Here is a 23,767-nt window from a genome sequence, read left to right on the forward strand (position 1 = left end):
TTTTATGGCGTAAATTTAAGACAAATTTTATTTTTAAAGCACTTTCATTATTGATAATACGGCGAGAGATCACATCACAAACTGCTCAATGTTGATTTTATAATCGTTAAACAACGATTTGATCGACTGATAGACATCGAGTCCATATTTTAAAAGTTTGATCTGCGACGACGCTTTGGAGTTTTTAAATGAATTAACGATAAACTTGGTATAAAAATTCGACTAAGTTTACGAGTCAACAGACCGAAATATTAAGCACCATCAGCCTCTACCTTATTTACTCTTTATTCTAAAAATCATACTTTTACAATATTTTTTAAACGTATTGAATGTAAATTATTTCAGGCACTCTTTAATCCAAACACCTCATAAAAAAAGAAGTATAAAAAAACGACTCCGAAGAGTCGTTTTTTCAACTTAACTCAAATTATTGAGCTTGTTGTTCAACAGTCACTGTACGGCTGCCAGTGATCGTCGCGAATACACGACGGTTCATAGCACGACCTTCTTTAGTGTTGTTGTCAGCAATCGGTTGATCCCAAGCGAAACCTTGAGTAGACAAACGAGCTGGATCTACATTGTATTCATTTACAAGTGAAGATTTAACAGAGTTCGCACGCGCTAAAGATAAACGTTCGTTCAATGCACGTGGACCAGTGTTGTCAGTGTGACCTTCAATGCGAGCAGTAGCGTTTGGATATTCAACTAACTTCTCAGCAACTTTAGCGATTTCTGGCTTGTACTGATCTTTGATGTTAGATTTGTTGGTATCAAAGAACACACGAAGTTCCATGTTCAGATCTTCTGTCAACTCTTGTGGAGCTGGTTGAACTGGAGCAACGGTTTCAACTGGAGCAACTTCTACTACAGGAGCAGCTGGCTTCAAGTGACCGCCAAGAACAACGTTAAGACCAGCTAAAGCTGTGTAGTTCCAGAACTTTTCGTCAAAGTGGTAAGTACCACGTGCTTCTGTACGAAGAGATAAAGCATCGTTCAAACGGAAGAACGCACCAACACCCGCATTACCTAAAGTACCTTCAATATCTTCACCAGCAATAGAGCCTTCTGGCGAGTATTTATAATGACCAGCACCTAAAAGTACGTATGGCTTGATTTTGCTATCGTAGTTTTTAGTGATCAAGTCAGAAGTTGCATAGAAGTTACCAGCAATATTTTGAGCTTTATACTCAGCACCCGCACCAAGACCTTCTACATCACCTTTAACTTGGCTATATTCAGCTTCGAAACCTAACCAAGGAGTAAGTTCAACACCAAGTGCTGCACCAACAAATAAATCGTCCTGTAATTCTGGACCATCTGTTAGCTTGTCATTGTTGTGTTTAGTGTCTTGCCAAGTATAACCAAGCATTAAAGGAGTAATAGTTACGCCCGCGTTTGCAGCAGCTAAAGGAGCAGCTACGAGCATTGCTAATGCAATACGACTCATTTTCATGGATTTATCCTCCAGAGATAACAATTGTTGTTCAAGCTCAAGCTTAAATTTTCGACTACCCTGAGATAGGCTTTCTTATACCCCAGTATTATTTTTAAGCTAGTCACTTTGAATCATACAAACACTTTTTTACTTTTCCAAGTGCTTGATAATTTTAATCAAGTAAATTATTGACAAAATTACTTACAATTTCCGTTGTAATTCGGTAACTTTCTACTCAATTATTTGGTCCGAATAGCCTATCTTTCTTACGGTTTATTCTAGCACTTTCGCGAGAAGTTGTTTAGTAATTATTATACAACAAATAAAGCGCTATAAAACAACAAATTACTCAAATTAATCATAAAAAAAACATAACAATAACAGGTATAGACTTATGTCGAATATAAGAAAAAACGGCTTCACGCTGTTTGAATTGATCGTCACCTTAGCAATTAGTGCGATTTTAGTCATGATTGCCCTGCCCTATTTTCATCAGCTGATGGCAGAACAAGAACTCAAGCGAATTCAGTATTCATTACAGTCCAGCCTGAAAATAGCACGCTCCCATGCCTTCACCCATCATAGTAATGTTGTGATCTGTCCAACACATGACTTTAGCCAATGCAGTAAGCAAAACTGGAATACGGGTTTTATGATTTTTATTGATCGAAATAAAAATCGTCAGATAGACAACAATGAATACATTCTTTATACAGAAAAAACTGCACTTAAATACGGAACTCTGGATTGGCGTGGCACTTTAAACATACCCAGTGTAACTTTTAATGCACAACAAGGTTTGCCGATCGGCTCGAATGGTAGTTTCTTTTACTGCTCTACTCACGTCGCGAGCAAACGACTGGTGCTTAGTAAAATGGGGCAAACTCGAGCTGAAGACATCAATGGATGTTAACTGAGCAGTCTAAATGATCTTTATATTGTCACTTTATTCTCATCTTTTTTTGCCTATACTGCTGAAGTGATCTATTCCTGCTTGGAATTAAATCTAGACAAAAGCACATATAAAAAACTGGGAGAATAAAATGACGGATATCGTTATTGTAAATGGTGCACGCACTGCAATGGGTGGCTTTCAAGGCAGTTTAGCCAATGTGACTGCACCAGAATTAGGTGCGGCAAGTATCCAAGCGGCCATTCAACGTGCGGGGGTACAAGCAACAGAAATCGATGAAGTCATTATGGGCTGCGTCCTGCCTGCAGGCTTAAAGCAAGGCCCTGCTCGTCAGGCGATGCGTCAAGCAGGCTTACCAGATTCTACAGGTGCGGTCACCATCAACAAACTCTGTGGTTCTGGTATGAAAGCTGTCATGCAAGCAGCCGATGCAATCAAAGCAGGTTCTGCCTCAATCATTGTCGCTGGTGGTATGGAGTCAATGAGTAATGCACCTTATATTCTGACTAAAGCACGTGCGGGTTACCGCATGGGACACGGTGATGTGAAAGATCACATGTTCTTAGATGGCTTAGAAGATGCAGAAACAGGGCGTTTAATGGGCTCATTCGCACAAGATATGGCCAATAGCAAAGGCTATACCCGTGAACAAATGGATGATTTTGCGATTCGCTCTCTTAAACGTGCGCAAACTGCCGTAAATGAAGGCTATTTTGCCGATGAAATTGTGCCTGTACATGTTTCAACACGTAAAGGTGACGTGGTTGTCGATAAAGACGAACAACCGTTTAATGCCAATATTGAAAAAATCCCAACCCTTCGTCCAGCTTTTGCCAAAGATGGCACAATTACCGCAGCCAATGCCAGCTCAATTTCGGATGGCGCTTCGGCTTTAGTCCTGACATCTGCAGAAAATGCAGCAAGCAAAGGTTTGCAACCATTGGCGAAAATTGTGGCTTATGCCACCAATTCACAACATCCATCGGAGTTCACCATCGCCCCTGTTGCTGCGATTCAAAAAGTATTGGATAAAGCAGCTTGGCAAGTTGCAGATGTAGATTTATGGGAAATTAATGAAGCTTTTGCTATGGTCACCATGTGCCCAATGGATGAGTTCAAGCTTGATCCTGAAAAAGTGAATATTAACGGTGGTGCATGTGCGCTTGGGCATCCTGTGGGTTCTACAGGTTCACGTATTATCCTAACTTTGATTCATGCGCTTAAACGTACAGGTGGCAAGCGTGGTGTGGCTGCTCTCTGTATTGGTGGTGGTGAAGCAACTGCGGTCGCGATTGAATTACTTTAAGTGCCTTGCAACCCCTATTTCGTAAAGAGGGATTGAGGTAGATTGAATAAAGTCATTCCCTAACCCTTCTTTATTCAAAAAGTAAAAAGACGAATCATTGATTCGTCTTTTTGCTTATAACTTTAAAAAGTTTAGAGCAATTCTGCACGCAACTGTTCAGGCGATTTCATTGACAATAAACCTGGCGCAACATCGTAAGCAGTTTTTGCACCATATTGCTGCATTTGGTTTAAACGATAGCAAGCACGTGCATAAGCCACCAAAATACTCGCGGTAAACTCAGGATTGCTGTCTAACTTCAATGAGAATTCAAGCACTTGTTTTTGTTCATCGCTGGTATTACCACTGCGAATGACAAAACCACCATGTGGCATGCGTTGGTGATCTTTGGCTAAAGTCGCTTCATCAATGAAATTTACGGTTGTGTTGTAGTCAGCGAAATAATCTGGCATGGTCACAATCGCTTGCTCTACCGCAGCAGCATCGGCACCTTCTGCAAGTACGACATAACATTCACGAGTATGTTTATCTTTGGTGCTTAATACAGGACGCGCACCGCTACGCACTTGTTCAATGGCATCATTCGATGGAATGGTATATTGCACACCTGCTTTTACACCATCAACACGACGAATGGCATCTGAGTGACCCTGACTTAAACCTTTACCCCAAAAAGTATAGGTTTCACCATCTGGTAACAACGCTTCACCAAATAAACGATTAATCGAGAACATGCCTGGATCCCAACCAATTGAGATGAGTGCAGTTTTCTTGTTCGCTGTCGCAGGTGCATCTACAGATGCATAATATTCAGGAATACGTGCATGCGTATCGAAACTATCGACAATATTAAATTGGCTTGCCAATACAGGACCTTGTTGTGGTAAGTCGTCTTTTGAACCACCACATAAAATCAGCACATCAATTTTGTCTTGAAAATCTGACAATGAATCCATGTGAAACACTGCTGTTTCAGCAAAACATGGTGAAACGCTTTCAGGCGCACGACGGGTAAAAATACCCACCAATTGTAAATCTGGGTTTTTATGAATCGCCGTTTCAACGCCACGACCTAAGTTGCCATAACCAGCAATACCAATACGGATAGAATTTTGCATAAAGACAAATCACTTCATCATGAAAAAATTGAAAAATAAATCAGAGGATAATCACATCAAATTATCGTCTTGATTGATTTTTGATAATGTAAAAATAACGCCTACATAAGACTGCGATGCTACATCAGCGTGCTTATACTACAGCACTTTGCGGTAAATTAAATCATTAAGAAGTGCGATAAAACAAGCCGTTTGATCATTTTAAGGCAAACAAAAAGCCTGCACATGGCAGGCTGTTTGTAAATGTGTGAACCGCGATATTTCGATAAAATCTATCTACATTTCGATGAAATCCATCATCAATATATTACGCACCTGTTTGATAATTTGGTTTTGGCACTGCGGTAGAAGCTTGATAAGGATGGGTAAAGTCCGCCAAACCTGCTGCAGCTTCTTGCACATCTTTACCTTCTTTAATCACGAAAGTATCGAAACCTGCACGTTTCATATAATTTAAGACGTCTTTAAAGACATCACCGACTGCGCGAAGTTCACCCTGAAAGCCTTGACGGCGTAACAATGCCGCAAAAGAATAACCACGGCCATCGTTAAAACCTGAAAATTCAATAAAAATTGCATCCAGTTCTGCCAATGGAAATTCATGATTTTCAGGCGAAGCATCTACCGTTAAATATAGGGCTTTTTTACCTGAAATTTGTGCCAACTGATCAAGCTGTTCAACGCTGAGCACCACATCACCTTGCGGTAATGCTGCATCTTCAGCAATCACTTGATAAGTATTGTCTGCAATCGTGCCATCTTTTGCGAGCACAGGTAGTGCAGTATTAAGCATAAGCGCGCTCCTTAAATGGTTGAATGCCGACACGGCGATAAGTGTCGATGAAGTCTTCACCTTCACTACGCAAATCTAAGTAGGTATTTAAAATTTCTTCCACCACATCAGGAATCACTTCAGCAGCAAAAGATGGCCCTAAAATATCACCGATTGACGCATCATGGTCTGCATGCCCGCCCAAAGTGATTTGGTAGAATTCCGCGCCTTTTTTATCGACACCTAAAATCCCGATATTACCAACGTGGTGATGACCACAAGCGTTCATACAACCTGAAATATTTAAATCCAGTTTGCCAAGATTATAAATGGTATCCAAATCATCAAAACGGCGTGAAATGGCTTCTGAAATTGGAATAGATTTGGCATTGGCAAGTGAACAGAAATCACCACCCGGACAGCAAATAATATCGGTAATAAAGCCAATATGCGCGCGCGCCAAGTTATTGGCATCGAGCACTTGCCACAATGCAAACAGGTCTTTTTGTGGCACATCTACCAAAGCAATATTTTGCTCATGCGTGGTACGCAACTCACCAAAGGTATATTGATCGGCTAAATCTGCAATCAGATTCATTTCTTCTGTCGTCATGTCACCCGGTGCAACACCTGCACGTTTCAATGAAATGGTGACAATACGATAGCCTTGTACTTTGTGCGCATTGGTGTTGATGTTGAACCATTGCTTGAATTTTGGATACTGCGCAAACAGCTCGCTAAAATCTTCATCGGCATAGTTTTGATAAGCAAATGGCGTGAAGTTTTTATCCATTTTTTGCAAAGTTTCTGCATCAATTTTTAAGGTTTTCACCGTATGTGCAAATTCAGCTTCAACTTTTTCTGCAAATACTGCTGGAGTTAAGGCTTTTACCAAAATTTTGATACGTGCTTTATATTTATTGTCGCGACGACCATGCAAGTTATAAACACGTAAAATAGCTTCTAAGTAAGCAATCAAATCTTCACGTGGCAAGAACTCACGAATAAAGCTACCGATAATTGGAGTACGACCTAAGCCGCCACCAACTTTAATTTTATAGCCAATTTCGCCTGCTTCATTTTTAACAATATAGACGCCAATGTCATGAAATGCAGTCGCAGCACGGTCAATTTCTTCCAGTGCAGACACCGCAATTTTGAATTTACGTGGCAAGAAGGCAAATTCAGGGTGGAAAGTCGACCACTGACGAATTAATTCACAGGTTGGACGTGGGTCAGCAATTTCGCCCGCCACGACACCTGCATACTGGTCTGTGGTGGTATTACGAATACAGTTACCCGAAGTCTGAATTGCGTGCATTTGTACGGTTGCAAGCTCTGCCAGCATGTCAGGCACATTTTCCAGTGCAGGCCAGTTAAACTGAATATTTTGACGTGTTGATACGTGCGCATAGCCACGGTCATAGTCTTTGGCAAGCTGCGCAACTTTACGCAATTGCTTAGAGTTCATCAGACCGTAAGGCACCGCAATACGCAACATTGGCGCATAGCGTTGTACATACAAACCATTTTGCAGACGCAATGGACGATATTCATCCTCAGTCAATTTGCCTGCTAAATAACGTTCCGTTTGGTCGCGGAACTGTGCAACACGTTCATTAATCAGTTGCTGATCGAAATCAGTATATAAATACATGGCGTACAGCTAGTCATTTCTATTATCACGGCTGACAGCATAGCGAGATTCAATCTATCAACAAAATGTGTTTTTTACATATTTCTTAGCGGTTTTATTGATAAGCCATTGCAACATCACAGCCTGTAAGCCTTTGCCAAAATTTACAGGCTTTTTATAGAGCTATCACAAAATAGTGCATGCTTTAGCACTTTTTCTGCTATAGCATCTATTCGATCTATTATTGATTACCTGAAATTACGACTTGGCTTCATCTTCATCCTGATTTTTAATCTGAGATGACCACAGCCCTGCACCCAAAGCCTGCCCGATATAATCGTAACGCATTTGAGAACGTGAAAATTTAATTGGACACGCCAACTGAGTTTCAGTTTTTTCGGCATTCTGCTGAATAGGAACTTCTACTGTCCAACCGCGTTGCTGTGCCAAAGGTGAATGTAAGGCTTCATCTAAAGTGAATACAGGTTCAACGCAGACATCATATTGCGCGAATACCTGCTGCCATGTGGCAAAACTTTGTGTTTTAATTTTATCTTGAATAGCGTGTTTGACTTGCAAGCGCTCTTGCGGATCTAAAGATGCCCCTTTTTCCAAAAGTATCGGTAAGTTTAAAATCTGTGCCAAACCCTGCATAAACTGCGGCTCTAAACTACCGACTGAAAGATAACGGCCATCTGCTGTTTCATAATAGTCATAATAGGTGCCACCATTTAAGTAAGATTGCTCAGCATATTGAGGAACCTGTGCCGCCAAAACCGCTGAAGCGGCCATATTGTTTAAAGTCGCAGCGCAATCGGTCATCGAAATATCAATATACTGCCCTAAACCACTGCGCTGACGTTCTATCACTGCACTTAAAATCGCCACCAAAGCATGCAATGATCCACCTGCTACATCGGCCACTTGAATCCCGAGCGGTGGCGGCCCACCCGCTTGCCGTCCACTATGCCCCGCAATGCCAGACAAGGCTAAATAGTTGATGTCATGTCCTGCCCTTTGTTGATAATCGCCTGTTTGTCCATAACCTGTGATGGAACAATAGATCAGTCGCGGATTAATTTTTGCCAAGCTGGCATAGTCCAGCCCTAAACGCTGCATCACGCCTGGTCTAAACTGTTCCAATACAATATCGAATTCGGCAATTTTATCGTGAATAAGCTGAATACTTTCGGGGGATTTTAAATCCAAAGTAATTGACTGTTTATTCCGATTCAAATAACTGTGCGAAGTCGCTTGTCCATTGGCATAGGGCGGAAATAAACGAATTAAGTCAGGACGGGTTGCCGATTCAATATGAATCACCTCTGCACCCATATCCGCCAAATACAAACTGGCAAAAGGGCCGGGCAATAAGGTAGAAAAATCTAAAACTTTTAAACCGCTCAGTGCATGTGTCATTGTTGTGATTACTCGATTTTTACTGATTTTCCGTTCATCTTATAAACAGCAAAACTGTAACACAATGTCATGTTCAGCCATTTACCTTGATCATTTCGGCAATTTATTATGTAAAATAAGTAAAATTGGTATTGTAAATTGCCAATTTCAATTTTTAGCGTCATTTAGGTCAAGCTTACGTGAATACAAAAGAGACTGAAGGATTTAACATGAGCAGAGATACCATTAGTATCCATTTTGTAAATGCAGCGCTCACGGGTGTTAAGCGACTCGGCATGGATGTCGAAACCTTATTATCTCATGTCGGTATTGAGGCAGAACTTCTGCGCCAACCGAAAGCACGTATTTCACCTGAACAATATACTCGCTTTATTAAAATGTTGTGGATGGTGACCCAAGACGAACACGTGGGTTTTGATTCTCAGCCACGTCGTTTGGGTACATTCGCGATCATGTGCCAATTGGTAATTCACGCCAAAACACTGGGCGATGCCTTAGAACTCTCTTCGCAATTCTACAAACTGTTTGGTGATGATTGGTCGGTTACCTTAGAACGTGATAAACACGAAGCACGTTTGGTACCATCTATTCCACAAGCTATGGATCCTGATCACTTTATTACTGAAAGTATGTTGATGATTTGGCACGGCTTGGCATCTTGGCTGATTGAACGTCGCCTGCCTTTGGAGCGCGTACATTTTGGCTATCCACGTCCTGCACATGCAGATGAATACGATGCGCTGTTCTTTGCGCCTGTCATGCAATTTGACATGCCACGCACCGAAATTACCTTTGCTGCCGACTACTTGGATTTACCAATTCGTCAAACCCAAGAAACCTTAGACGAATTCTTAAAAACCGCGCCTGCGCAATTGTTGGTGAAATTCAAAAACACCAATTCTTTAACTTCGCGTATTCGTGACGTGTTAAAGAGCCAAATTGGCGAAGAAATGCCAACCTTGAACGATGTTGCATCCATGCTGTACCTATCGCCACAAACCTTGCGTCGTCGTTTGGCTGCAGAAGGTAAAAGCTATCAAGGGGTAAAAGATGCATTACGCCGTGATGCCGCGATTCACCTATTGCTGAATCCTGAACTTACCCTTGAAGATGTGGCACAACAAGTTGGCTTTAGCGAAACCAGTACTTTCCACCGTGCTTTCAAAAAGTGGACTGGCGTCACACCTGGTTTATACCGTCAGTTGCACGGTTATCATTAATTTAGAATCGACAATTCACAATAACTCGTAATTCCAATCGATTGCCCTTGCACACCGCAAGGGCTTTTTTTATCGCTCTATTATAGTTTCAATCTTTCTGCCAAATTACTGCGTCATCCGAATTAGCAAAAAACCTCACTGACCTGTACCGTTCTCGTCATTGCACTTCAAAATTTTCAGATTACACTCAAAAGCAATCATAAAGAAAACTATCGACAAGGGATTGATTATGAGCGAGGCCTACATCATTGATGCTATTCGCACTCCGCGCGGCAAAGGAAAAAAAGATGGCGCATTACACGAAGTTAAACCCATTCGCCTACTCACAACCTTATTGAATGAATTGCAACAACGACACAACCTAGACACCTCACAAGTAGACGATATTGTTTTGGGTTGTGTCACACCAATTGGCGATCAGGGTGCAGATATTGCCAAAACCGCAGCGATTGCCGCAGGTTGGGACAATGATGTTGCTGGGGTACAAATCAACCGCTTTTGTGCCTCAGGTTTAGAAGCCGTGAACCTCGCAGCGCAAAAAGTTCGTTCGGGTTGGGAAGATTTAATCGTTGCAGGTGGTGTGGAATCTATGTCACGCGTGGCAATGGGTTCCGATGGTGGTGCTTGGGCATTCGACCCTGAAACCAATATGGCTTGTGACTTTATTCCTCAAGGTATTGGCGCTGACTTAATTGCCACACTCGATGGCTATAGCCGTACAGAAGTCGATCAATTTGCAGCAGCATCACAGCACAAAGCCGCAGCAGCACAAGCACAGGGACATTTCGAGCGCTCGATTGTACCTGTCAAAGATCAGGCAGGTGTGGTGATTTTGGCACAAGATGAATTTATCAAACCACAGACCACGGCTGAAAGCTTGGCACAGCTCAAGCCGAGTTTTGCCAATATGGGACAAATGGGTTTTGATGCGATTGCCCTGCAAAAATATCCTGAAGCAGGACAAGTCAATCATGTGCATCATGCAGGCAATTCATCAGGTATTGTTGATGGCGCGGCTTTGGTCTTGATTGCATCGGAACAAGCGGTACAACAACACAACTTAAAACCACGCGCCAAAGTGCTTGCTACCGCACTGGTTGGCACAGACCCTGCCATTATGCTCACAGGACCCGCGCCTGCAGCACGCAAAGCCTTAGCCAAAGCAGGACTGAACATTGAAGATATTGATCTGTTTGAAGTCAATGAAGCCTTTGCAGCCGTGGTTCTGCGTTTTATTACAGAACTTCAGGTTGATCCCGCCAAAGTCAATGTGAATGGTGGTGCTATTGCCTTGGGTCATCCACTTGGCGCTACAGGTGCCATGATTTTAGGCACCTTACTGGACGAGCTAGAACGACAAGATAAAAAACGCGGCATGGCTACATTATGTGTAGGCGGTGGGATGGGAATTGCCACCATTATTGAGCGAGTATAAGGAGTATAAAAATGAGCGCCATTCACTATTATAAAAATGCCGATAACATTGTCATTCTAACCTTTGACTCACCAAATCAATCTGCCAACACCATGAATGCTGACTTTAGAGATGCATTAGCGCAAGTGGTACAAAAGTTAAAAGCAGACGAACAAGTGGCGGGAATCATTTTCGCCTCTGCGAAAAAAACCTTTTTTGCAGGCGGTGACTTAGATGAGTTGATTCAAGTACAGCCTGAGCATGCCAGCTCATTTTTTCAGATGATTGAAAACCTAAAAGCACAGCTGCGTTATATTGAAACCCGTGGTATTCCTGTGGTAGCTGCCTTAAATGGCACGGCACTCGGCGGCGGATGGGAACTTGCTCTGTGCTGTCATCATCGTATTGCAATTCGTGATGCAAAAACCAAGTTTGGTTTACCCGAAGTGACTTTAGGTTTATTGCCTGGTGGCGGTGGTATTGTGCGGATGGTACGTTTATTGGGTTTACAAACTGCCCTGCCGCTGTTGATGGAAGGCAAACAGCTGAGTGTGGAAAAAGCACAAAGTTTAGGTTTAATCCATGATCTTGCTGAAAATGAAACAGAATTACTCAGCAAAGCCCAAGACTGGATTCTTGCACATCCTCAATCACAACAAGTATTTGATGTCAAAGGCTATAAAATCCCTGGGGGAACACCATCTACACCTGCTGTCGCGCAAATGCTTTCCATTGCTCCTGCCATGCTACGCGACAAAACCAAAGGCTGTTACCCTGCGCCTGAAGCAATTTTGAGTGCAGCAGTAGAAGGTGCGCAGGTTGATGTCGATACAGCCTTACGCATTGAATCTCGCTATTTTACCCAGCTCGCAACAGGTCAAATTTCTAAAAATATGATTGGCACCTTTTGGCATGGGCTGAATGCGATTAAATCGGGCAGTGGCCGTCCGCAAGGCATTGCACCGCATCAAACTCAAAAAGTCGGCATTTTAGGTGCAGGCATGATGGGCGCAGGCATTGCTTATGCCACAGCAAGCAAAGGCATTGCGGTTGTTCTTAAAGATGTATCCATCGAACAAGCTGAAAAAGGCAAAGCTTACAGTCAAAAACTATTGGATAAACAAGTATCGCAAGGTCGTATAAGTGCAGAGCGAGCAGCACAAGTCTTAGCCAATATTCATCCAACGGCACAGGCTGCCGATTTACAAGGCTGTGATTTGATTATTGAGGCGGTATTTGAAAATCCTCAACTCAAGGCGCAAGTCACACAAGAAGCCGAAGTTTTTCTGGCAGAACAAGGTGTGATGGCATCCAATACCTCAACTTTGCCAATAAGCGGGCTTGCCCAAGCTGCGCAAGATCAACAGCGCTTTATTGGACTGCATTTCTTTAGTCCTGCCGATAAAATGCCGTTGGTAGAAATCATTAAAGGAAAAAACACCTCTGCCGATACTTTGGCAAAAGCATATGACTTTGTGCAACACATTGGTAAAACACCGATTGTAGTCAATGACAGACGTGGCTTTTTTACCAGTCGGGTGTTTGGCACTTTTGTGCAGGAAGGCTTGCGCTTACTGGCAGAAGGCGTACATCCTGCCAAAATTGAAATGGCAGCTTTAAAAGCAGGTATGCCTGTTGGCCCACTTGCTATTCAAGATGAAGTATCTTTAACCTTATCTGAACACGTGGCACAGGAAGCACGTAAGGCGCTGCAAGCCGAAGGAAAAGACCGACCACTGTCGAGTGCAGATGAAGTCATTCAAACCATGATTCATCAATTCTCACGTAAAGGCAAAGCTGCAGGTGCAGGCTTTTATGACTACCCTGAACAGGGTAAAAAACAGCTTTGGTCGGGATTAAGCCATTGGTATCAAAATACCGAAATCGCTGAACAAGAGATGATAGATCGCTTTTTATTTGTGCAAGCACTGGACAGCTTACGTTGCTTAGAAGAAGGTGTTTTAGAATCTGTCATTGATGCCAATGTGGGTTCCATTTTTGGCATTGGTTTTCCTGCATGGACAGGTGGTGCTTTACAATTTTTGAATCAATATGGTTTAACACAGGCTTTGGCACGAGCACAGCAACTTACTGCTGAATATGGCGAGCGTTTTACCCCACCTAAAATCTTGCAAGATCGTGTTGCTGCAGGTGCTAAAAGCATTTAAAGCTAAACTTTAAATTTAAAGCAATCTGGGAGGGATATATCATCCCTCTTTTTATTTGCTCAAAATTACAATGAATATCCCTGCATAAATAGAATTTAATCCGTTTCTCATGCATTTTATGTTATAAAGTTACATAATTTTAAGATTTAGATTCAAATTGGGTAGATGCACATGACCGAACGCCTTACTCCTGAAAAATCACCTTGGGGTTGGAAAGCACTCTTTATTTTCTGTATTTTGGGTGGAATTTTCATGTTTATTTTCTGGTTAGCGGTCACGAATGAACCTGACTACATGCCTAGCCAGCAACAAAAGCAGAATACTCAGCAACACGCCTTTAAAAATGCGCCAGCTATGTCACAAGAAGCATTGGCAAAAGCACAAGCAGATCGTGAAGCACGTGAAGCTTTGGCTGCTGAAACTGCAGATGCACACGGTATGACTGAAACAGAACATGCCAATATGCCTGAAAACCATGAGCCAGCACCCGCACATGGACATTAATATGCGCTAGCGGCTCTGTTCATACAGTTTATAAAAAGAAATCGCCATGATCACATTCCATCATGGCGATTTTTATTTTGCACGATTAAAATCAGGACTATCGACAATTCGTTTAAAATATCAATCGCATATCTACATGCGGAATACCACAATCTAAATACGACTCACCCTCAACCTGAAAACTCAAACTTTGATAAAACGGAATCGCGTGTTCCTGCGCAGACAACTTGACCCACGGACGTTGCTGCTGCTTTGCCACCTGAATAATATGCTGCATTAAAACACGTCCCACACCTAAACCGCGCTGTGATTTCAACACTGCGACCCGTCCAATACTGTGATTTTCCAGTAAACGTGCTGTTGCAATCGCCTGTCCAGTTGCATAGACCACAAAATGCAAGGCAACTGCATCTTGTGCATCCCACTCATCTTCAGGCGCAATTCGCTGTTCCTGAATAAAGACTTGCTCACGAATAGATTTGGCCTCTGCAGCAAATTGTGTCCAAGTGCCCGATTGAATTTCATAATCTTGCATCTTTATATCCTGTTCCATCTTGCTTAGCACTTAGAACCAATGCCCTGTTGATCCCACTGATCGTTCAACAACAACTCCAAAGAATGTTTTTGAATACCGTACATGGTTTTTAAATCACGAATTTGTGCCAAAACTGCTTGATCAGGTTCACTCCAATTTTGACGTTTGGTTGCCAAAATCATTTTGTTTTTACTGGTGTGTTCTAAAGCGACAAACTCAAAAACTTTGGTGTCATAACCATAGGCTTTGAGCAATAAAGCGCGGATGGTATCGGTTAACATTTCCGCCTGTTGCCCTGCATGAATGCCAAATTGCAGCATCGGTTGCAACACGCTTGGGCTTTGTAATTGTGGACGCAACTCTTTATGGCAACACGGCGCGCACATAATCATTTGTGCATTCAGGCGAATACCAGTATGAATTGCAAAATCGGTGGCGACATCACAGGCATGCAAAGCAATCATTACATCTAAATGTTCTGGCTGATAGGTGCGCACATCGCCCTGAAAAAAATCTAGCTGCTGAAAGTCTGAAGCACTCGCCACCGACTGACAAAACTCAACCATTTTCGGGTTTAGTTCCACCCCAGTCACAAAGGGAATAAATTGCTGCTTTTGCAAATAGTCATAGAGCGCAAAAGTTAAATAGCCTTTGCCTGAACCAAAATCCACCACGCGCAAGGTATTTTCCGAAATTTTGATTTGCGCCAAGGCACCCGAAAAAATTTCAATGAATTTATTAATCTGTTTCCATTTACGCGCCATGCTCGGAATAATTTGCGCTTTGGCATCGCTAATCCCCAAGTGTTGTAAAAATGGGCTGGATTGATCGACATAACGCTGCTTTTCTCGGTCATGTCCTTGTGGTTCTTTCGGTTTCGCTATAGTCGGTGCTGTTTTACTGATGCTAAGCATGGCTTTCTTTTTGTTCTTTTTTAGCTGAATTTCCTGATCTGTCGTGAATAAATTGGCCTGTTTACAATCTGCCAATAAGTGACTCAATTGTATCTGTGCTTCTGCCAAAGGATAGTTTTTGGTGATATCCTGCGTTTTATGGCGATACAAACAAGTTAAAACGGTGTCTTGATTTAGCTGAATCACCCGTAAGGTGATTTTTTCTAATTGTTCCAGTTCGCCTTTATATTGACTCAGCACCACACGATCAAGCTTTTGTGTATCAATGGCTTGCTGAAAAGCCTCTAAGAATTGTTGTTCCTGCACAGAGGGAGAAGCCAAAGTCGACATAATAAAAACCTGAAAAAATTACAATTCAAGTTTAATTGTTATTACCCTAAAAGCAAAATTGAATTACGATACAGTTGTATAATTAAAGAAATTAAAGCAGATTCGCCATGAAATTAAATGCCCCTTTAGTGCCTGATTATGACCTGCAAGAAGAACGGATTAACTATCTGAGCCATGGTGTTGGTGCGGCTTTGGCATTTATTGCAGGTATTCTTTTAATCATTAAAGGTGCGTATTTAAGTACGGGACAATGGCTAGGTTTGTGGGCCTATGCAATAAGCATGGTACTGCTTTTTTCTGCTTCAATGCTGTATCACATGGCAACCGCAGCAGACCGTCGTTATTTTTATAAAAAGTTAGATCACACCGCAATTTATTATTTAATTGCAGGGACTTATACCCCATTTTTATCCATCGCGATTCCTACTCAAAAAGCACAATATTTGTTAATTGCCCTGTGGATTATTGCCCTGATTGGCACCCTATTTAAACTGGTATTTATCAACCGTTTTCATAAAATTTCTTTAATTGCCTACTTGGTGATGGGTTGGTTAGCCGTTCTGGTCATGGACGATATGCAAGCCTATTTAAGCAGCCAAGCCCTGACCTTTTTGCTAATTGGCGGCATTGCCTACACCGTGGGTGCATTGTTTTATGCCTTAAAACGCGTAAGATATACCCACGCAATTTGGCATGTATTTGTCTTAATTGGTGCAGGCGCACACTTTCTGGCAATTTATCTGTATGTGATTTAACGCTGAATATCGCTCATGTCTTACAGATAAAACGATCAGATTTGAATGGTGTTCATGGATGCAGTTTTGTAACCGACTTCTTGTTCAAAAAAGTATAACTACAAGAAGTATCTACTATTTTTCTGCCAGTGCGGTCTGTGCCAAATTGCACTTTCATTTAAAATTCACTTTACATAAGGTCCTGTATGGCATCTTCATCTACTGCTGCCGCTGAACAGCCGACTCAAAATTCTAAATTTCGAGTACTGACTGCAAGCTTGGTCGGTACCACCATCGAGTTTTTTGACTTTTATATCTACGCCACTGCGGCAGTCATTATTTTCCCGTATCTGTTCTTTCCGACCAGTACTGACCCAATGACGGCAACCATTCAATCTCTCGCCACCTTTGCAATTGCCTTTATCGCCCGTCCAATTGGCGCAGCTTTATTTGGACATTTAGGAGATCGGATTGGACGCAAAGCCACTTTGGTCGCGGCATTATTGACCATGGGAATTTCTACAGTCTGTATTGGTTTACTGCCGACGTATGCACAAATTGGGATTATCGCGCCATTACTGTTGGCGTTGTGTCGCTTAGGGCAAGGTTTAGGCTTGGGCGGTGAATGGTCGGGAGCAGTACTGTTAGCCACAGAAAATGCCCCTGAAGGTAAACGTGCTTGGTATGGCATGTTCCCACAATTGGGCGCTCCGATTGGTTTTATTCTTGCCACAGGTTCATTCCTTATTTTAGGTGCGCTGATGTCTGAGCAAGACTTTATGACATGGGGCTGGCGCATCCCGTTTATTTCGAGTGCCTTATTGGTGATTGTCGGTTTATGGATTCGCTTAAAACTGCATGAAACGCCTGCCTTCCAAAAAGTGTTGAATAAACAAAAAGAAGTCAATGTGCCATTTATTCAGGTCTTTAAAAAACACGCTAAAATGTTAGTGCTCGGAACAATCGCTGCAATTTGTACCTTTGTGGTGTTTTATCTGACTACAGTATTTGCCTTGCAATGGGGCACTAAACAACTGGGTTATTCACGTGAAGAATTCTTAAAACTTCAACTACTAGCCACATTGTGTTTTGCCGCATTTATTCCCCTCTCAGCCGTTTTAGCCGAAAAATTTGGACGTAAAACTACCTCTATTGCGGTGTGCATCGTCTCTGCAATTTTTGGCTTATTCTTTGCCGATATGCTTGCTTCAGGCAGCACGTGGATTGTATTTATTTTCCTGTGTATTGGCTTGGCAATTATGGGACTTACTTACGGGCCCATTGGTACAGTATTGTCTGAAATTTTCCCAACATCTGTACGCTATACAGGCTCCGCACTCACCTTTAACTTGGCGGGTATTTTTGGCGCATCGTTTGCCCCACTCATTGCCACCAAACTTGCCACCACTTATGGCTTGGCTGCAGTTGGTTATTATTTAAGTGCAGCATCCATCTTGTCTTTAATCGCATTTTTAATGATTCGAGAAACCAAGCATGATGATGTAAACAATCAAATTTAAGCGCAAAAATTGCATCAAAAAAACCAGCCTCGGCTGGTTTTTTTCATGTAGGCGATGGTGACGGTGCTTACAATAATTCAATAATATCAATCGTGGGCGGCACACCAAAACGAAAAGGAACACCGACCATTCCTGTCCCTACAGTCACAAATACATCGGCATGATCATGCCGATATAAACCTTTTTTATGCCCTAAAATCGATACTTTTTTCATCACATAATCGGTTAACCATGGCAACTCAACTTGCCCACCATGGGTATGTCCTGCCAACATCAGCGGACGAGTTGGTAATTTAGGTACCATATCTACTGTATCTGGGTTATGTGATAACAACACCCACGGCTTGTCTTGAGGTAAATCGGGCATATAACGCATGTCGGTTTTACCTGCCCACAAATCGCCAATACCCAACAAACGGAACTCGTCAAACTCGACAATCTTCCCTTCAATATCAATTACATTATTTTGTGCCAAAGCCGTTTGTAAAAGTTCTTGAATAGGCGGACCTGGGTACTGTTCATCATGGTTCCCATTGACCGAATACACTGGCGCACAAATCTCTTTTAATACGGCAAGTTCCTGAGCCAGTTTATTTTCAGGTTCATAGGTCCAATCTCCTGCCACGACCACAATATCGGGGTTTTGCAAATTGATTTTCTTCACAATTTGCTTGAGCTGACGTTCATGCCCAGAAAACAAACCAATATGTAAATCTGCAATTAAGGCAATTTTGACAGGCTTTAATAAACGGCGGTCTGCATGAATCTGATATTTAGTAGTTTTTACCTGAATTAAATGCGGTTCTATAAAACGTGCATAACTTAATACGGCGCTGACCACAAATACAAAAATCGCTTCGTGAACAGAATAATAGCCTTGCATCCCAGCATAGACACTAAAGAACACCAATGGCGGCAACAGATAAGACAAATAAAATGCCAATAAATGCACAAAAGCTTTGAACGGATGAATGGTTTCGGTATTGGCCTGACTGCGCCATGCTTGCGAAACCGCCCACACCGCTAAAATTGCCATGCCAATATAGAAATACAACACCACCGAATCATTGTTCCACATAATTGTTCTCTGTTACGTCATACTACAACTGCTTAATGTTGCTGTCATTTAGATAGCAACACAGTGGCTTTGCTCGTCGTCTACACACCATTGTCATATTTATCTTTTCATAGCTGACAATTATACTCAAACCCTATTTTTAACTTATTTGCTCCTCGTGCTAAAAAGGAATTTAATTTGGCAAACCGCAGCTCATCCGCTCCATTTCAAAATATTCGGCACAACGTCTTGTGGCTGAGTTGCGCCTTCGTTTTGACACTCTCAGGCTGTAGCACGCTGCCCAAACAGATTGAACATCCGATCCAGATGGCGTTTGAAACCCCAACCGATCAAACCAGTTTGGCCAAAATTGTACTGCCGCTACGCGAAAAATATCCGCAGCTTACGGGTTATCATGTCCTATATGATCCGCTCGAAGCCCTAGCAGCACGTATCTATCTGATTAATAAAGCAGAAAAATCTTTAGATTTACAATATTATATTTGGGATAACGATAAAATTGGCGCGCTTGCACTACACGCCATTATTCGTGCGGCAGATCGTGGGGTGAAAGTCCGCTTATTGGTCGATGATAACAATGCCAAAAAAATGGAAGGCATTTATCTCGCGCTCGATCAACACGTCAACATCGACATCAAACTGTATAATCCATATCGCTTTCGACATTATCGTGCCATGGACATGATTTTGGATTTGAAGCGTATTAACCGTCGTATGCACAACAAAAGCTTTATTGCCGATAACCAAATTTCTCTGATTGGTGGGCGCAATATGAGCAATCAATACTATAACGTCAGCGACAATTATCAATTTTCTGATGTCGATGTGATGTTAGTCGGCTCGGCTTCGGATGAAATTATTCACTCTTTTGATGAATACTGGAATGATGACTATGCTTATTCAGTCAAGCAATTGGTCAATCCACAACATTACACCTTGCGTTATGAAAGCTTAAAACAGCAATTAGAACAGCACGATCAAGAAGCCACCGTACAAAATTATTTAGATTTGGTGACTCGTTCTAAAGCGATTGAACAGTGGATGACGCATAGTATTAAGTTCGATTGGGTCAGTGCTGAAGTGGTCAAAGATGCGCCGAGTAAAATTAAAGACCGCGCCTCAAAAGAAGAACATCTCAACTTTCAATTGCTGACGCATTTAGAGAAGCCAAGCAGTAGTGTCGATATTATTTCTGCGTATTTTGTCCCTGAACAATCGGGGGCAGAAAAACTAAAAGACTTGGCGGATGATGGCGTTCAGGTACGCGTACTGACCAACTCCTTTAAAGCCAACGATGTTCCTGTGGTGCATGCTTTTTACGCCAAATATCGAGAAGATTTATTGGCAAATAACGTGCAGCTGTATGAGTTTTTGGCGCGACCTGAAATGGAAAACCTAAACACACATACGCACGAAATTTCCAAAAAAGCCAAAGTCAGTATGAAAGGTTTAAGCCGTTCTAGTTTACATGCCAAACTCATGGCATTGGATGAAAAACAGGTATTTATTGGTTCGTTTAATTTTGACCCACGCTCGGCATATTTAAATACTGAAATTGGGGTGATTTTAAACAGTCCGCCATTGGCTCGCGCAGTTCACCACACCATGGATGTCAATTTGTCCAAATATGCTTATAAACTGGTTTTGGATGCACAGCAAAACATTCAATGGCAGATGAAAAATCCACAAGGCGAAACTCAAATTCTGAAAAAAGAACCAGGGATGAAATGGTATCAACGTGCGGCAATGAAAATTACCTCATGGCTGCCAATTGAAGGCTTTATGTAGCAACATAATATTGAAGCTGTTGGATGATGACCATTATTCTTAAAAAAATGTGATGTGCTTAGGCTATCTTTAACATGAAGATGCGCCTAAGCATGTTTTATGATGTCAGCACTTGTGGTTTTAATACCTGACGATGCAACTCAGCCAAACCTTCTGTCATGCGTTCCTGTACCACAGCAGTTAAAGATTCAATATCGTGCCCTTCTACCACAATTGCAGGTAACGCCATTAAATGCGCTGTCACTTTCGGCATTTCCAAAACATCTTTCACATGATCAACAAAGGTCATGTCATTAATAAACGGCGCAACAGTATCTAACTCACCTTGCTGATTCACATAACAAATCAGACAAATTTGCACAGGTCGTTTGGCTTCAATTGCTGCCCCTAAAATACGACCATGCACTTTTTTAATTTTGCTTCCATCTGACGTGGTCGCTTCAGGAAAAAATAATACAGGAATATCTTGTTTTAAAAATTGCGTGATTTGTTCACGAATTTTGACTGAATCGCCAGAGCCACGCTTAATAAATAGCGTCCCCCCACCTTTGGCTAACTTACCCAATAACGGCCATTTTTCAATTTCAGCTTTGGCCAGAAAAAATACCCGCGCACTAGAACCCAATACCGCTACATCTAACCACGAAATATGATTACTGACCCATAGCGCAGGGTCATGCGGAATTTCACCATGAATTTGCACTTCAATATTAAAAACTTTGCACAATTGACGGCAAAAATATTGCACATAGCGCGTATTGTTCGGATTGTTGGTGTCTTTATACAATTGATGACGATAGACCAAATAGAACCCTTCACCAATCGCGCCAGCCGTTGCCAGAACTTTTTTGCTATACAAAGCAAGCTTTGCAAAACCATGAATTGGAGATGTGTGAGTTTCAACAGCTGGGTTCATAGGGTCATCACTAATTGTTAAACGCAAAACAACGTATAAAGGTCTATATTTTGCTCATTCTATACTGTTCAATCTGAACTTGCATTGATAATAAAAACCGAAACCTGCATGCAAACATGCGACTTTTGGCAAAATCTAAATAGATAAATTCTATATTGGGGTCATCCTTATAATTGAGTTTACATACGTTGATATAGCATCAAATCAGGGCGCAGGAAAAATCCAATCATCTATTTCCCTGCACAAACATTTTTTCTACTAGAATATAGCTTTAGCATGGAGATTGCGCTGAGTGGAAAATTTTGTGCCACATCAAGATGGCGAGCGTGTTGTACTGGTCAGTGTCGCTGTCCAAATTTTAGAAGACCTAGATGCCGAAGAATTTCAGCTCTTGGCTGAATCTGCGGGTGCAGAAGTTTTACAACACGTCCACACTCAACGTAGTAAACCCGATGCCAAACTCTTTATTGGCTCAGGCAAAGCCGAAGAAATTGCCGCATTGGTCAAAGAACACGACGCCAATTTGGTCATTTTTGATCATGCACTCAGTCCTGCACAGGCACGTAATTTAGAAAAAGTGATGCAATGCCGTGTGGTTGACCGTACCGAACTCATTTTAGATATTTTTGCTCAACGCGCCCGCACTTACGAAGGTAAATTACAGGTCGAATTGGCACAATTACAACATTTATCTTCACGTTTGGTGCGTAGTCGCAGCAACTTAGACAGTCAAAAAGGTGGTATCGGCTTACGTGGTCCTGGGGAAACCTTGCTTGAAACTGACCGACGCTTATTGCGTATTCGCATGGGACAACTAAAAACCAAACTCAATAAAGTCCGTCAAACCCGTGCACAAGGCAGAGTAGCACGACAAAAAGCCGCTATTCCTACCGTGTCGCTGGTAGGCTATACCAATGCAGGAAAATCTACTCTATTTAATATTTTGGCGCAAAGTGATGTCTATGCGGCAGACCAACTGTTTGCAACCCTTGACCCCACCCTACGCCGCCTAGAATGGGATGGTATTGGTCGCTTAGTCCTCGCAGATACCGTAGGTTTTGTACGCAACCTTTCTCACTCACTGGTGGAATCTTTTAAAGCCACATTGGAAGAAACCTTAGAAGCCAGTTTGCTGTTGCATGTGATTGATTCAAGCAGCCCCGACCTGATGGAACAAATTGAAGCCGTGGAAGGCGTACTCAAAGAAATTGGCGCAGATGTGCCTATTCTTCGGGTTTACAATAAAATTGATGTGTCAGGTGAAACAGCTAAAATTGTCTATGACAAACCGCATCAACCTGACCGTGTTTATGTTTCAGCGCATTCAGGCCAAGGATTGGAGTTATTAAAACAGGCCGTGCATGAGTGTCTGATGGGACAAATTCAGCCATTTGAACTCAAACTACAACCTGCCTATGGCAAATTGCGCAATCAACTGTATGAACTGAACGTCATTCAATCTGAACACTATGATGATCAGGGACAATTGCTGCTACAGGTCAATATGGCGCCTCACAAATTGGAACAACTGATTAAACAGGCACATTTACCGATTGAAGAAATTTTAGGTGCGCAGGCGGAACAATTTAAACGTCCGTTAGAAGCATTTGAAATTGATGATCAGATCGGTTAAAACGTGATAAGTGAAATTTTAACGAAAGATCAAAATGAGCAGAATAAAACAGATAGACTGGCCAGCATGGATCGGCACACTCCTTTTGATTATTGTGTTTCGTGAAGCCGCAGTATGGATCATGACTCAGTTTAATCACCCAGAACTTGGCAATTTAGTGGGCTTGCTCAGTTTATTGGCGGTCTTATTTACTTGGCGCAAACTCAGCAAAATTCCTGCTCGTTTGGTCGATACCAACAACAAAATCATGAAAGAAAGTGCATTTGCCTTTTTACCTATTAGCGCAGGTTCACTGATCATGCTGACCCACATGGGCAAACAAATACCAATCTTTCTGATTGTACTGTGTATCAGCACCCTCATTCCACTTTGGCTCTATGCCAAAATGGCAAAACGCTGGTTGTAGGAGATTAA

Annotated in this window: 20 protein-coding genes; 11 read left to right on the forward strand and 9 right to left on the reverse strand. The window is 42.1% G+C overall.

Features of this window, described 5'->3' with window-relative positions; translation table 11 throughout:
• Positions 1 to 427: 427 nt before the first annotated feature.
• Entirely contained in the window at positions 428 to 1,453 is a 1,026-nt protein-coding gene (omp38, locus tag CF596_RS06280; protein WP_096901565.1) for an outer membrane protein Omp38, read from the reverse strand.
• 376 nt (positions 1,454 to 1,829) lie between these two features.
• Between omp38 and CF596_RS06285 the strand changes: the two genes are divergently transcribed.
• Positions 1,830 to 2,348 carry a GspH/FimT family pseudopilin gene (locus CF596_RS06285; RefSeq protein ID WP_004972436.1) on the forward strand — a complete coding sequence of 173 codons (519 nt, stop codon included), beginning with the start codon at positions 1,830 to 1,832 and terminating at the stop codon, positions 2,346 to 2,348.
• A gap of 130 nt (positions 2,349 to 2,478) precedes the next feature.
• The gene (locus tag CF596_RS06290) at positions 2,479 to 3,654 is read left to right on the forward strand and encodes a thiolase family protein (protein ID WP_004972439.1); all 1,176 of its coding nucleotides are present in this window, start codon (positions 2,479 to 2,481) and stop codon (positions 3,652 to 3,654) included.
• Positions 3,655 to 3,785: 131 nt separating this feature from the next.
• Here CF596_RS06290 and CF596_RS06295 read toward each other — a convergent pair whose 3' ends face one another.
• From CF596_RS06295 to CF596_RS06310, 4 genes are all read right to left on the reverse strand, one after another.
• A complete protein-coding gene (locus CF596_RS06295) occupies positions 3,786 to 4,772 on the reverse strand; it encodes a diaminopimelate dehydrogenase (protein WP_004972441.1) in 987 nt (328 codons plus the stop codon).
• Positions 4,773 to 5,079: 307 nt separating this feature from the next.
• A complete protein-coding gene (locus CF596_RS06300) occupies positions 5,080 to 5,565 on the reverse strand; it encodes a DUF934 domain-containing protein (protein ID WP_004972443.1) in 486 nt (161 codons plus the stop codon).
• A complete protein-coding gene (locus CF596_RS06305; RefSeq protein WP_096901566.1) occupies positions 5,558 to 7,201 on the reverse strand; it encodes a nitrite/sulfite reductase in 1,644 nt (547 codons plus the stop codon). The genes CF596_RS06300 and CF596_RS06305 overlap by 8 nt, the downstream gene beginning before the upstream one ends.
• 237 nt (positions 7,202 to 7,438) lie before the next feature.
• Positions 7,439 to 8,599, reverse strand: coding sequence for a CaiB/BaiF CoA-transferase family protein (locus tag CF596_RS06310; RefSeq protein ID WP_096901567.1), 1,161 nt, complete (start codon positions 8,597 to 8,599; stop codon positions 7,439 to 7,441).
• Positions 8,600 to 8,808: 209 nt separating this feature from the next.
• Between CF596_RS06310 and CF596_RS06315 the strand changes: the two genes are divergently transcribed.
• The 4 genes from CF596_RS06315 to CF596_RS06330 all read left to right on the forward strand — a co-directional run bounded on the left by CF596_RS06315 (position 8,809) and on the right by CF596_RS06330 (position 13,905).
• Entirely contained in the window at positions 8,809 to 9,819 is a 1,011-nt protein-coding gene (locus CF596_RS06315; RefSeq protein WP_004972448.1) for an AraC family transcriptional regulator, read from the forward strand.
• Positions 9,820 to 10,048: 229 nt separating this feature from the next.
• Positions 10,049 to 11,254: an acetyl-CoA C-acetyltransferase gene (locus tag CF596_RS06320; RefSeq protein ID WP_096901568.1), complete on the forward strand. Its 1,206-nt coding sequence runs from the start codon at positions 10,049 to 10,051 to the stop codon at positions 11,252 to 11,254.
• An 11-nt stretch (positions 11,255 to 11,265) separates the two neighbouring features.
• Positions 11,266 to 13,401 (forward strand): 3-hydroxyacyl-CoA dehydrogenase NAD-binding domain-containing protein, encoded by a 2,136-nt coding sequence (locus CF596_RS06325; protein ID WP_096901569.1) that lies wholly within the window; start codon positions 11,266 to 11,268, stop codon positions 13,399 to 13,401.
• A 171-nt stretch (positions 13,402 to 13,572) separates the two neighbouring features.
• Positions 13,573 to 13,905 (forward strand): hypothetical protein, encoded by a 333-nt coding sequence (locus CF596_RS06330; protein WP_004972453.1) that lies wholly within the window; start codon positions 13,573 to 13,575, stop codon positions 13,903 to 13,905.
• Positions 13,906 to 14,017: 112 nt separating this feature from the next.
• Here the strand turns inward: CF596_RS06330 and CF596_RS06335 are convergent, their stop codons facing one another.
• Positions 14,018 to 14,440 carry a GNAT family N-acetyltransferase gene (locus CF596_RS06335; RefSeq protein WP_004972455.1) on the reverse strand — a complete coding sequence of 141 codons (423 nt, stop codon included), beginning with the start codon at positions 14,438 to 14,440 and terminating at the stop codon, positions 14,018 to 14,020.
• Positions 14,441 to 14,463: 23 nt separating this feature from the next.
• Positions 14,464 to 15,684: an SAM-dependent methyltransferase gene (locus tag CF596_RS06340; RefSeq protein WP_096901570.1), complete on the reverse strand. Its 1,221-nt coding sequence runs from the start codon at positions 15,682 to 15,684 to the stop codon at positions 14,464 to 14,466.
• Positions 15,685 to 15,791: 107 nt separating this feature from the next.
• Here CF596_RS06340 and CF596_RS06345 point away from each other — a divergent pair, with 107 nt between their 5' ends.
• Positions 15,792 to 16,439 carry a hemolysin III family protein gene (locus CF596_RS06345; RefSeq protein WP_004972459.1) on the forward strand — a complete coding sequence of 216 codons (648 nt, stop codon included), beginning with the start codon at positions 15,792 to 15,794 and terminating at the stop codon, positions 16,437 to 16,439.
• Between the two features lie 185 nt (positions 16,440 to 16,624).
• Positions 16,625 to 17,938, forward strand: a complete 1,314-nt coding sequence (locus CF596_RS06350) for an MFS transporter (RefSeq protein ID WP_096901571.1) — start codon at positions 16,625 to 16,627, stop codon at positions 17,936 to 17,938.
• A gap of 67 nt (positions 17,939 to 18,005) precedes the next feature.
• Here CF596_RS06350 and CF596_RS06355 read toward each other — a convergent pair whose 3' ends face one another.
• The gene (locus CF596_RS06355; RefSeq protein ID WP_096901572.1) at positions 18,006 to 19,016 is read right to left on the reverse strand and encodes a metallophosphoesterase; all 1,011 of its coding nucleotides are present in this window, start codon (positions 19,014 to 19,016) and stop codon (positions 18,006 to 18,008) included.
• 177 nt (positions 19,017 to 19,193) lie between these two features.
• On the opposite strand from CF596_RS06355, the gene CF596_RS06360 reads away from it, so the two are divergent.
• A complete protein-coding gene (locus CF596_RS06360; protein ID WP_242439134.1) occupies positions 19,194 to 20,804 on the forward strand; it encodes a phospholipase D family protein in 1,611 nt (536 codons plus the stop codon).
• 97 nt (positions 20,805 to 20,901) lie between these two features.
• On the opposite strand, the gene CF596_RS06365 is transcribed toward CF596_RS06360, so the two are convergent.
• Positions 20,902 to 21,720, reverse strand: a complete 819-nt coding sequence (locus CF596_RS06365) for a lysophospholipid acyltransferase family protein (RefSeq protein ID WP_096901584.1) — start codon at positions 21,718 to 21,720, stop codon at positions 20,902 to 20,904.
• A 292-nt stretch (positions 21,721 to 22,012) separates the two neighbouring features.
• On the opposite strand from CF596_RS06365, the gene hflX reads away from it, so the two are divergent.
• Complete coding sequence (gene hflX / locus CF596_RS06370) at positions 22,013 to 23,353, forward strand: ribosome rescue GTPase HflX (protein WP_096901573.1); 1,341 nt, start codon at positions 22,013 to 22,015, stop codon at positions 23,351 to 23,353.
• A 34-nt stretch (positions 23,354 to 23,387) separates the two neighbouring features.
• A complete protein-coding gene (locus CF596_RS06375; protein WP_096901574.1) occupies positions 23,388 to 23,759 on the forward strand; it encodes a hypothetical protein in 372 nt (123 codons plus the stop codon).
• The last annotated feature ends 8 nt before the right edge of the window (positions 23,760 to 23,767 follow it).

It is taken from the genome of Acinetobacter sp. YT-02 (assembly GCF_002412355.1).
Classification (GTDB): Bacteria; Pseudomonadota; Gammaproteobacteria; order Pseudomonadales; family Moraxellaceae; genus Acinetobacter; species Acinetobacter towneri.

Excerpts from the sequence above, each read along its gene's own strand:
- CF596_RS06345 (WP_004972459.1), top strand. The coding sequence starts at position 15,792 with ATGAAATTAAATGCCCCTTTAGTGCCTGATTATGACCTGCAAGAAGAA.
- CF596_RS06285 (WP_004972436.1), top strand. The coding sequence starts at position 1,830 with ATGTCGAATATAAGAAAAAACGGCTTCACGCTGTTTGAATTGATCGTC.
- CF596_RS06320 (WP_096901568.1), top strand. The coding sequence starts at position 10,049 with ATGAGCGAGGCCTACATCATTGATGCTATTCGCACTCCGCGCGGCAAA.
- CF596_RS06330 (WP_004972453.1), top strand. The coding sequence starts at position 13,573 with ATGACCGAACGCCTTACTCCTGAAAAATCACCTTGGGGTTGGAAAGCA.
- CF596_RS06310 (WP_096901567.1), bottom strand. The coding sequence starts at position 8,599 with ATGACACATGCACTGAGCGGTTTAAAAGTTTTAGATTTTTCTACCTTA.
- CF596_RS06365 (WP_096901584.1), bottom strand. The coding sequence starts at position 21,720 with ATGAACCCAGCTGTTGAAACTCACACATCTCCAATTCATGGTTTTGCA.
- omp38 (WP_096901565.1), bottom strand. The coding sequence starts at position 1,453 with ATGAAAATGAGTCGTATTGCATTAGCAATGCTCGTAGCTGCTCCTTTA.
- CF596_RS06325 (WP_096901569.1), top strand. The coding sequence starts at position 11,266 with ATGAGCGCCATTCACTATTATAAAAATGCCGATAACATTGTCATTCTA.
- CF596_RS06355 (WP_096901572.1), bottom strand. The coding sequence starts at position 19,016 with ATGTGGAACAATGATTCGGTGGTGTTGTATTTCTATATTGGCATGGCA.
- CF596_RS06340 (WP_096901570.1), bottom strand. The coding sequence starts at position 15,684 with ATGTCGACTTTGGCTTCTCCCTCTGTGCAGGAACAACAATTCTTAGAG.
- CF596_RS06335 (WP_004972455.1), bottom strand. The coding sequence starts at position 14,440 with ATGCAAGATTATGAAATTCAATCGGGCACTTGGACACAATTTGCTGCA.
- CF596_RS06305 (WP_096901566.1), bottom strand. The coding sequence starts at position 7,201 with ATGTATTTATATACTGATTTCGATCAGCAACTGATTAATGAACGTGTT.
- CF596_RS06350 (WP_096901571.1), top strand. The coding sequence starts at position 16,625 with ATGGCATCTTCATCTACTGCTGCCGCTGAACAGCCGACTCAAAATTCT.
- CF596_RS06315 (WP_004972448.1), top strand. The coding sequence starts at position 8,809 with ATGAGCAGAGATACCATTAGTATCCATTTTGTAAATGCAGCGCTCACG.
- CF596_RS06295 (WP_004972441.1), bottom strand. The coding sequence starts at position 4,772 with ATGCAAAATTCTATCCGTATTGGTATTGCTGGTTATGGCAACTTAGGT.
- CF596_RS06375 (WP_096901574.1), top strand. The coding sequence starts at position 23,388 with ATGAGCAGAATAAAACAGATAGACTGGCCAGCATGGATCGGCACACTC.
- CF596_RS06290 (WP_004972439.1), top strand. The coding sequence starts at position 2,479 with ATGACGGATATCGTTATTGTAAATGGTGCACGCACTGCAATGGGTGGC.
- CF596_RS06300 (WP_004972443.1), bottom strand. The coding sequence starts at position 5,565 with ATGCTTAATACTGCACTACCTGTGCTCGCAAAAGATGGCACGATTGCA.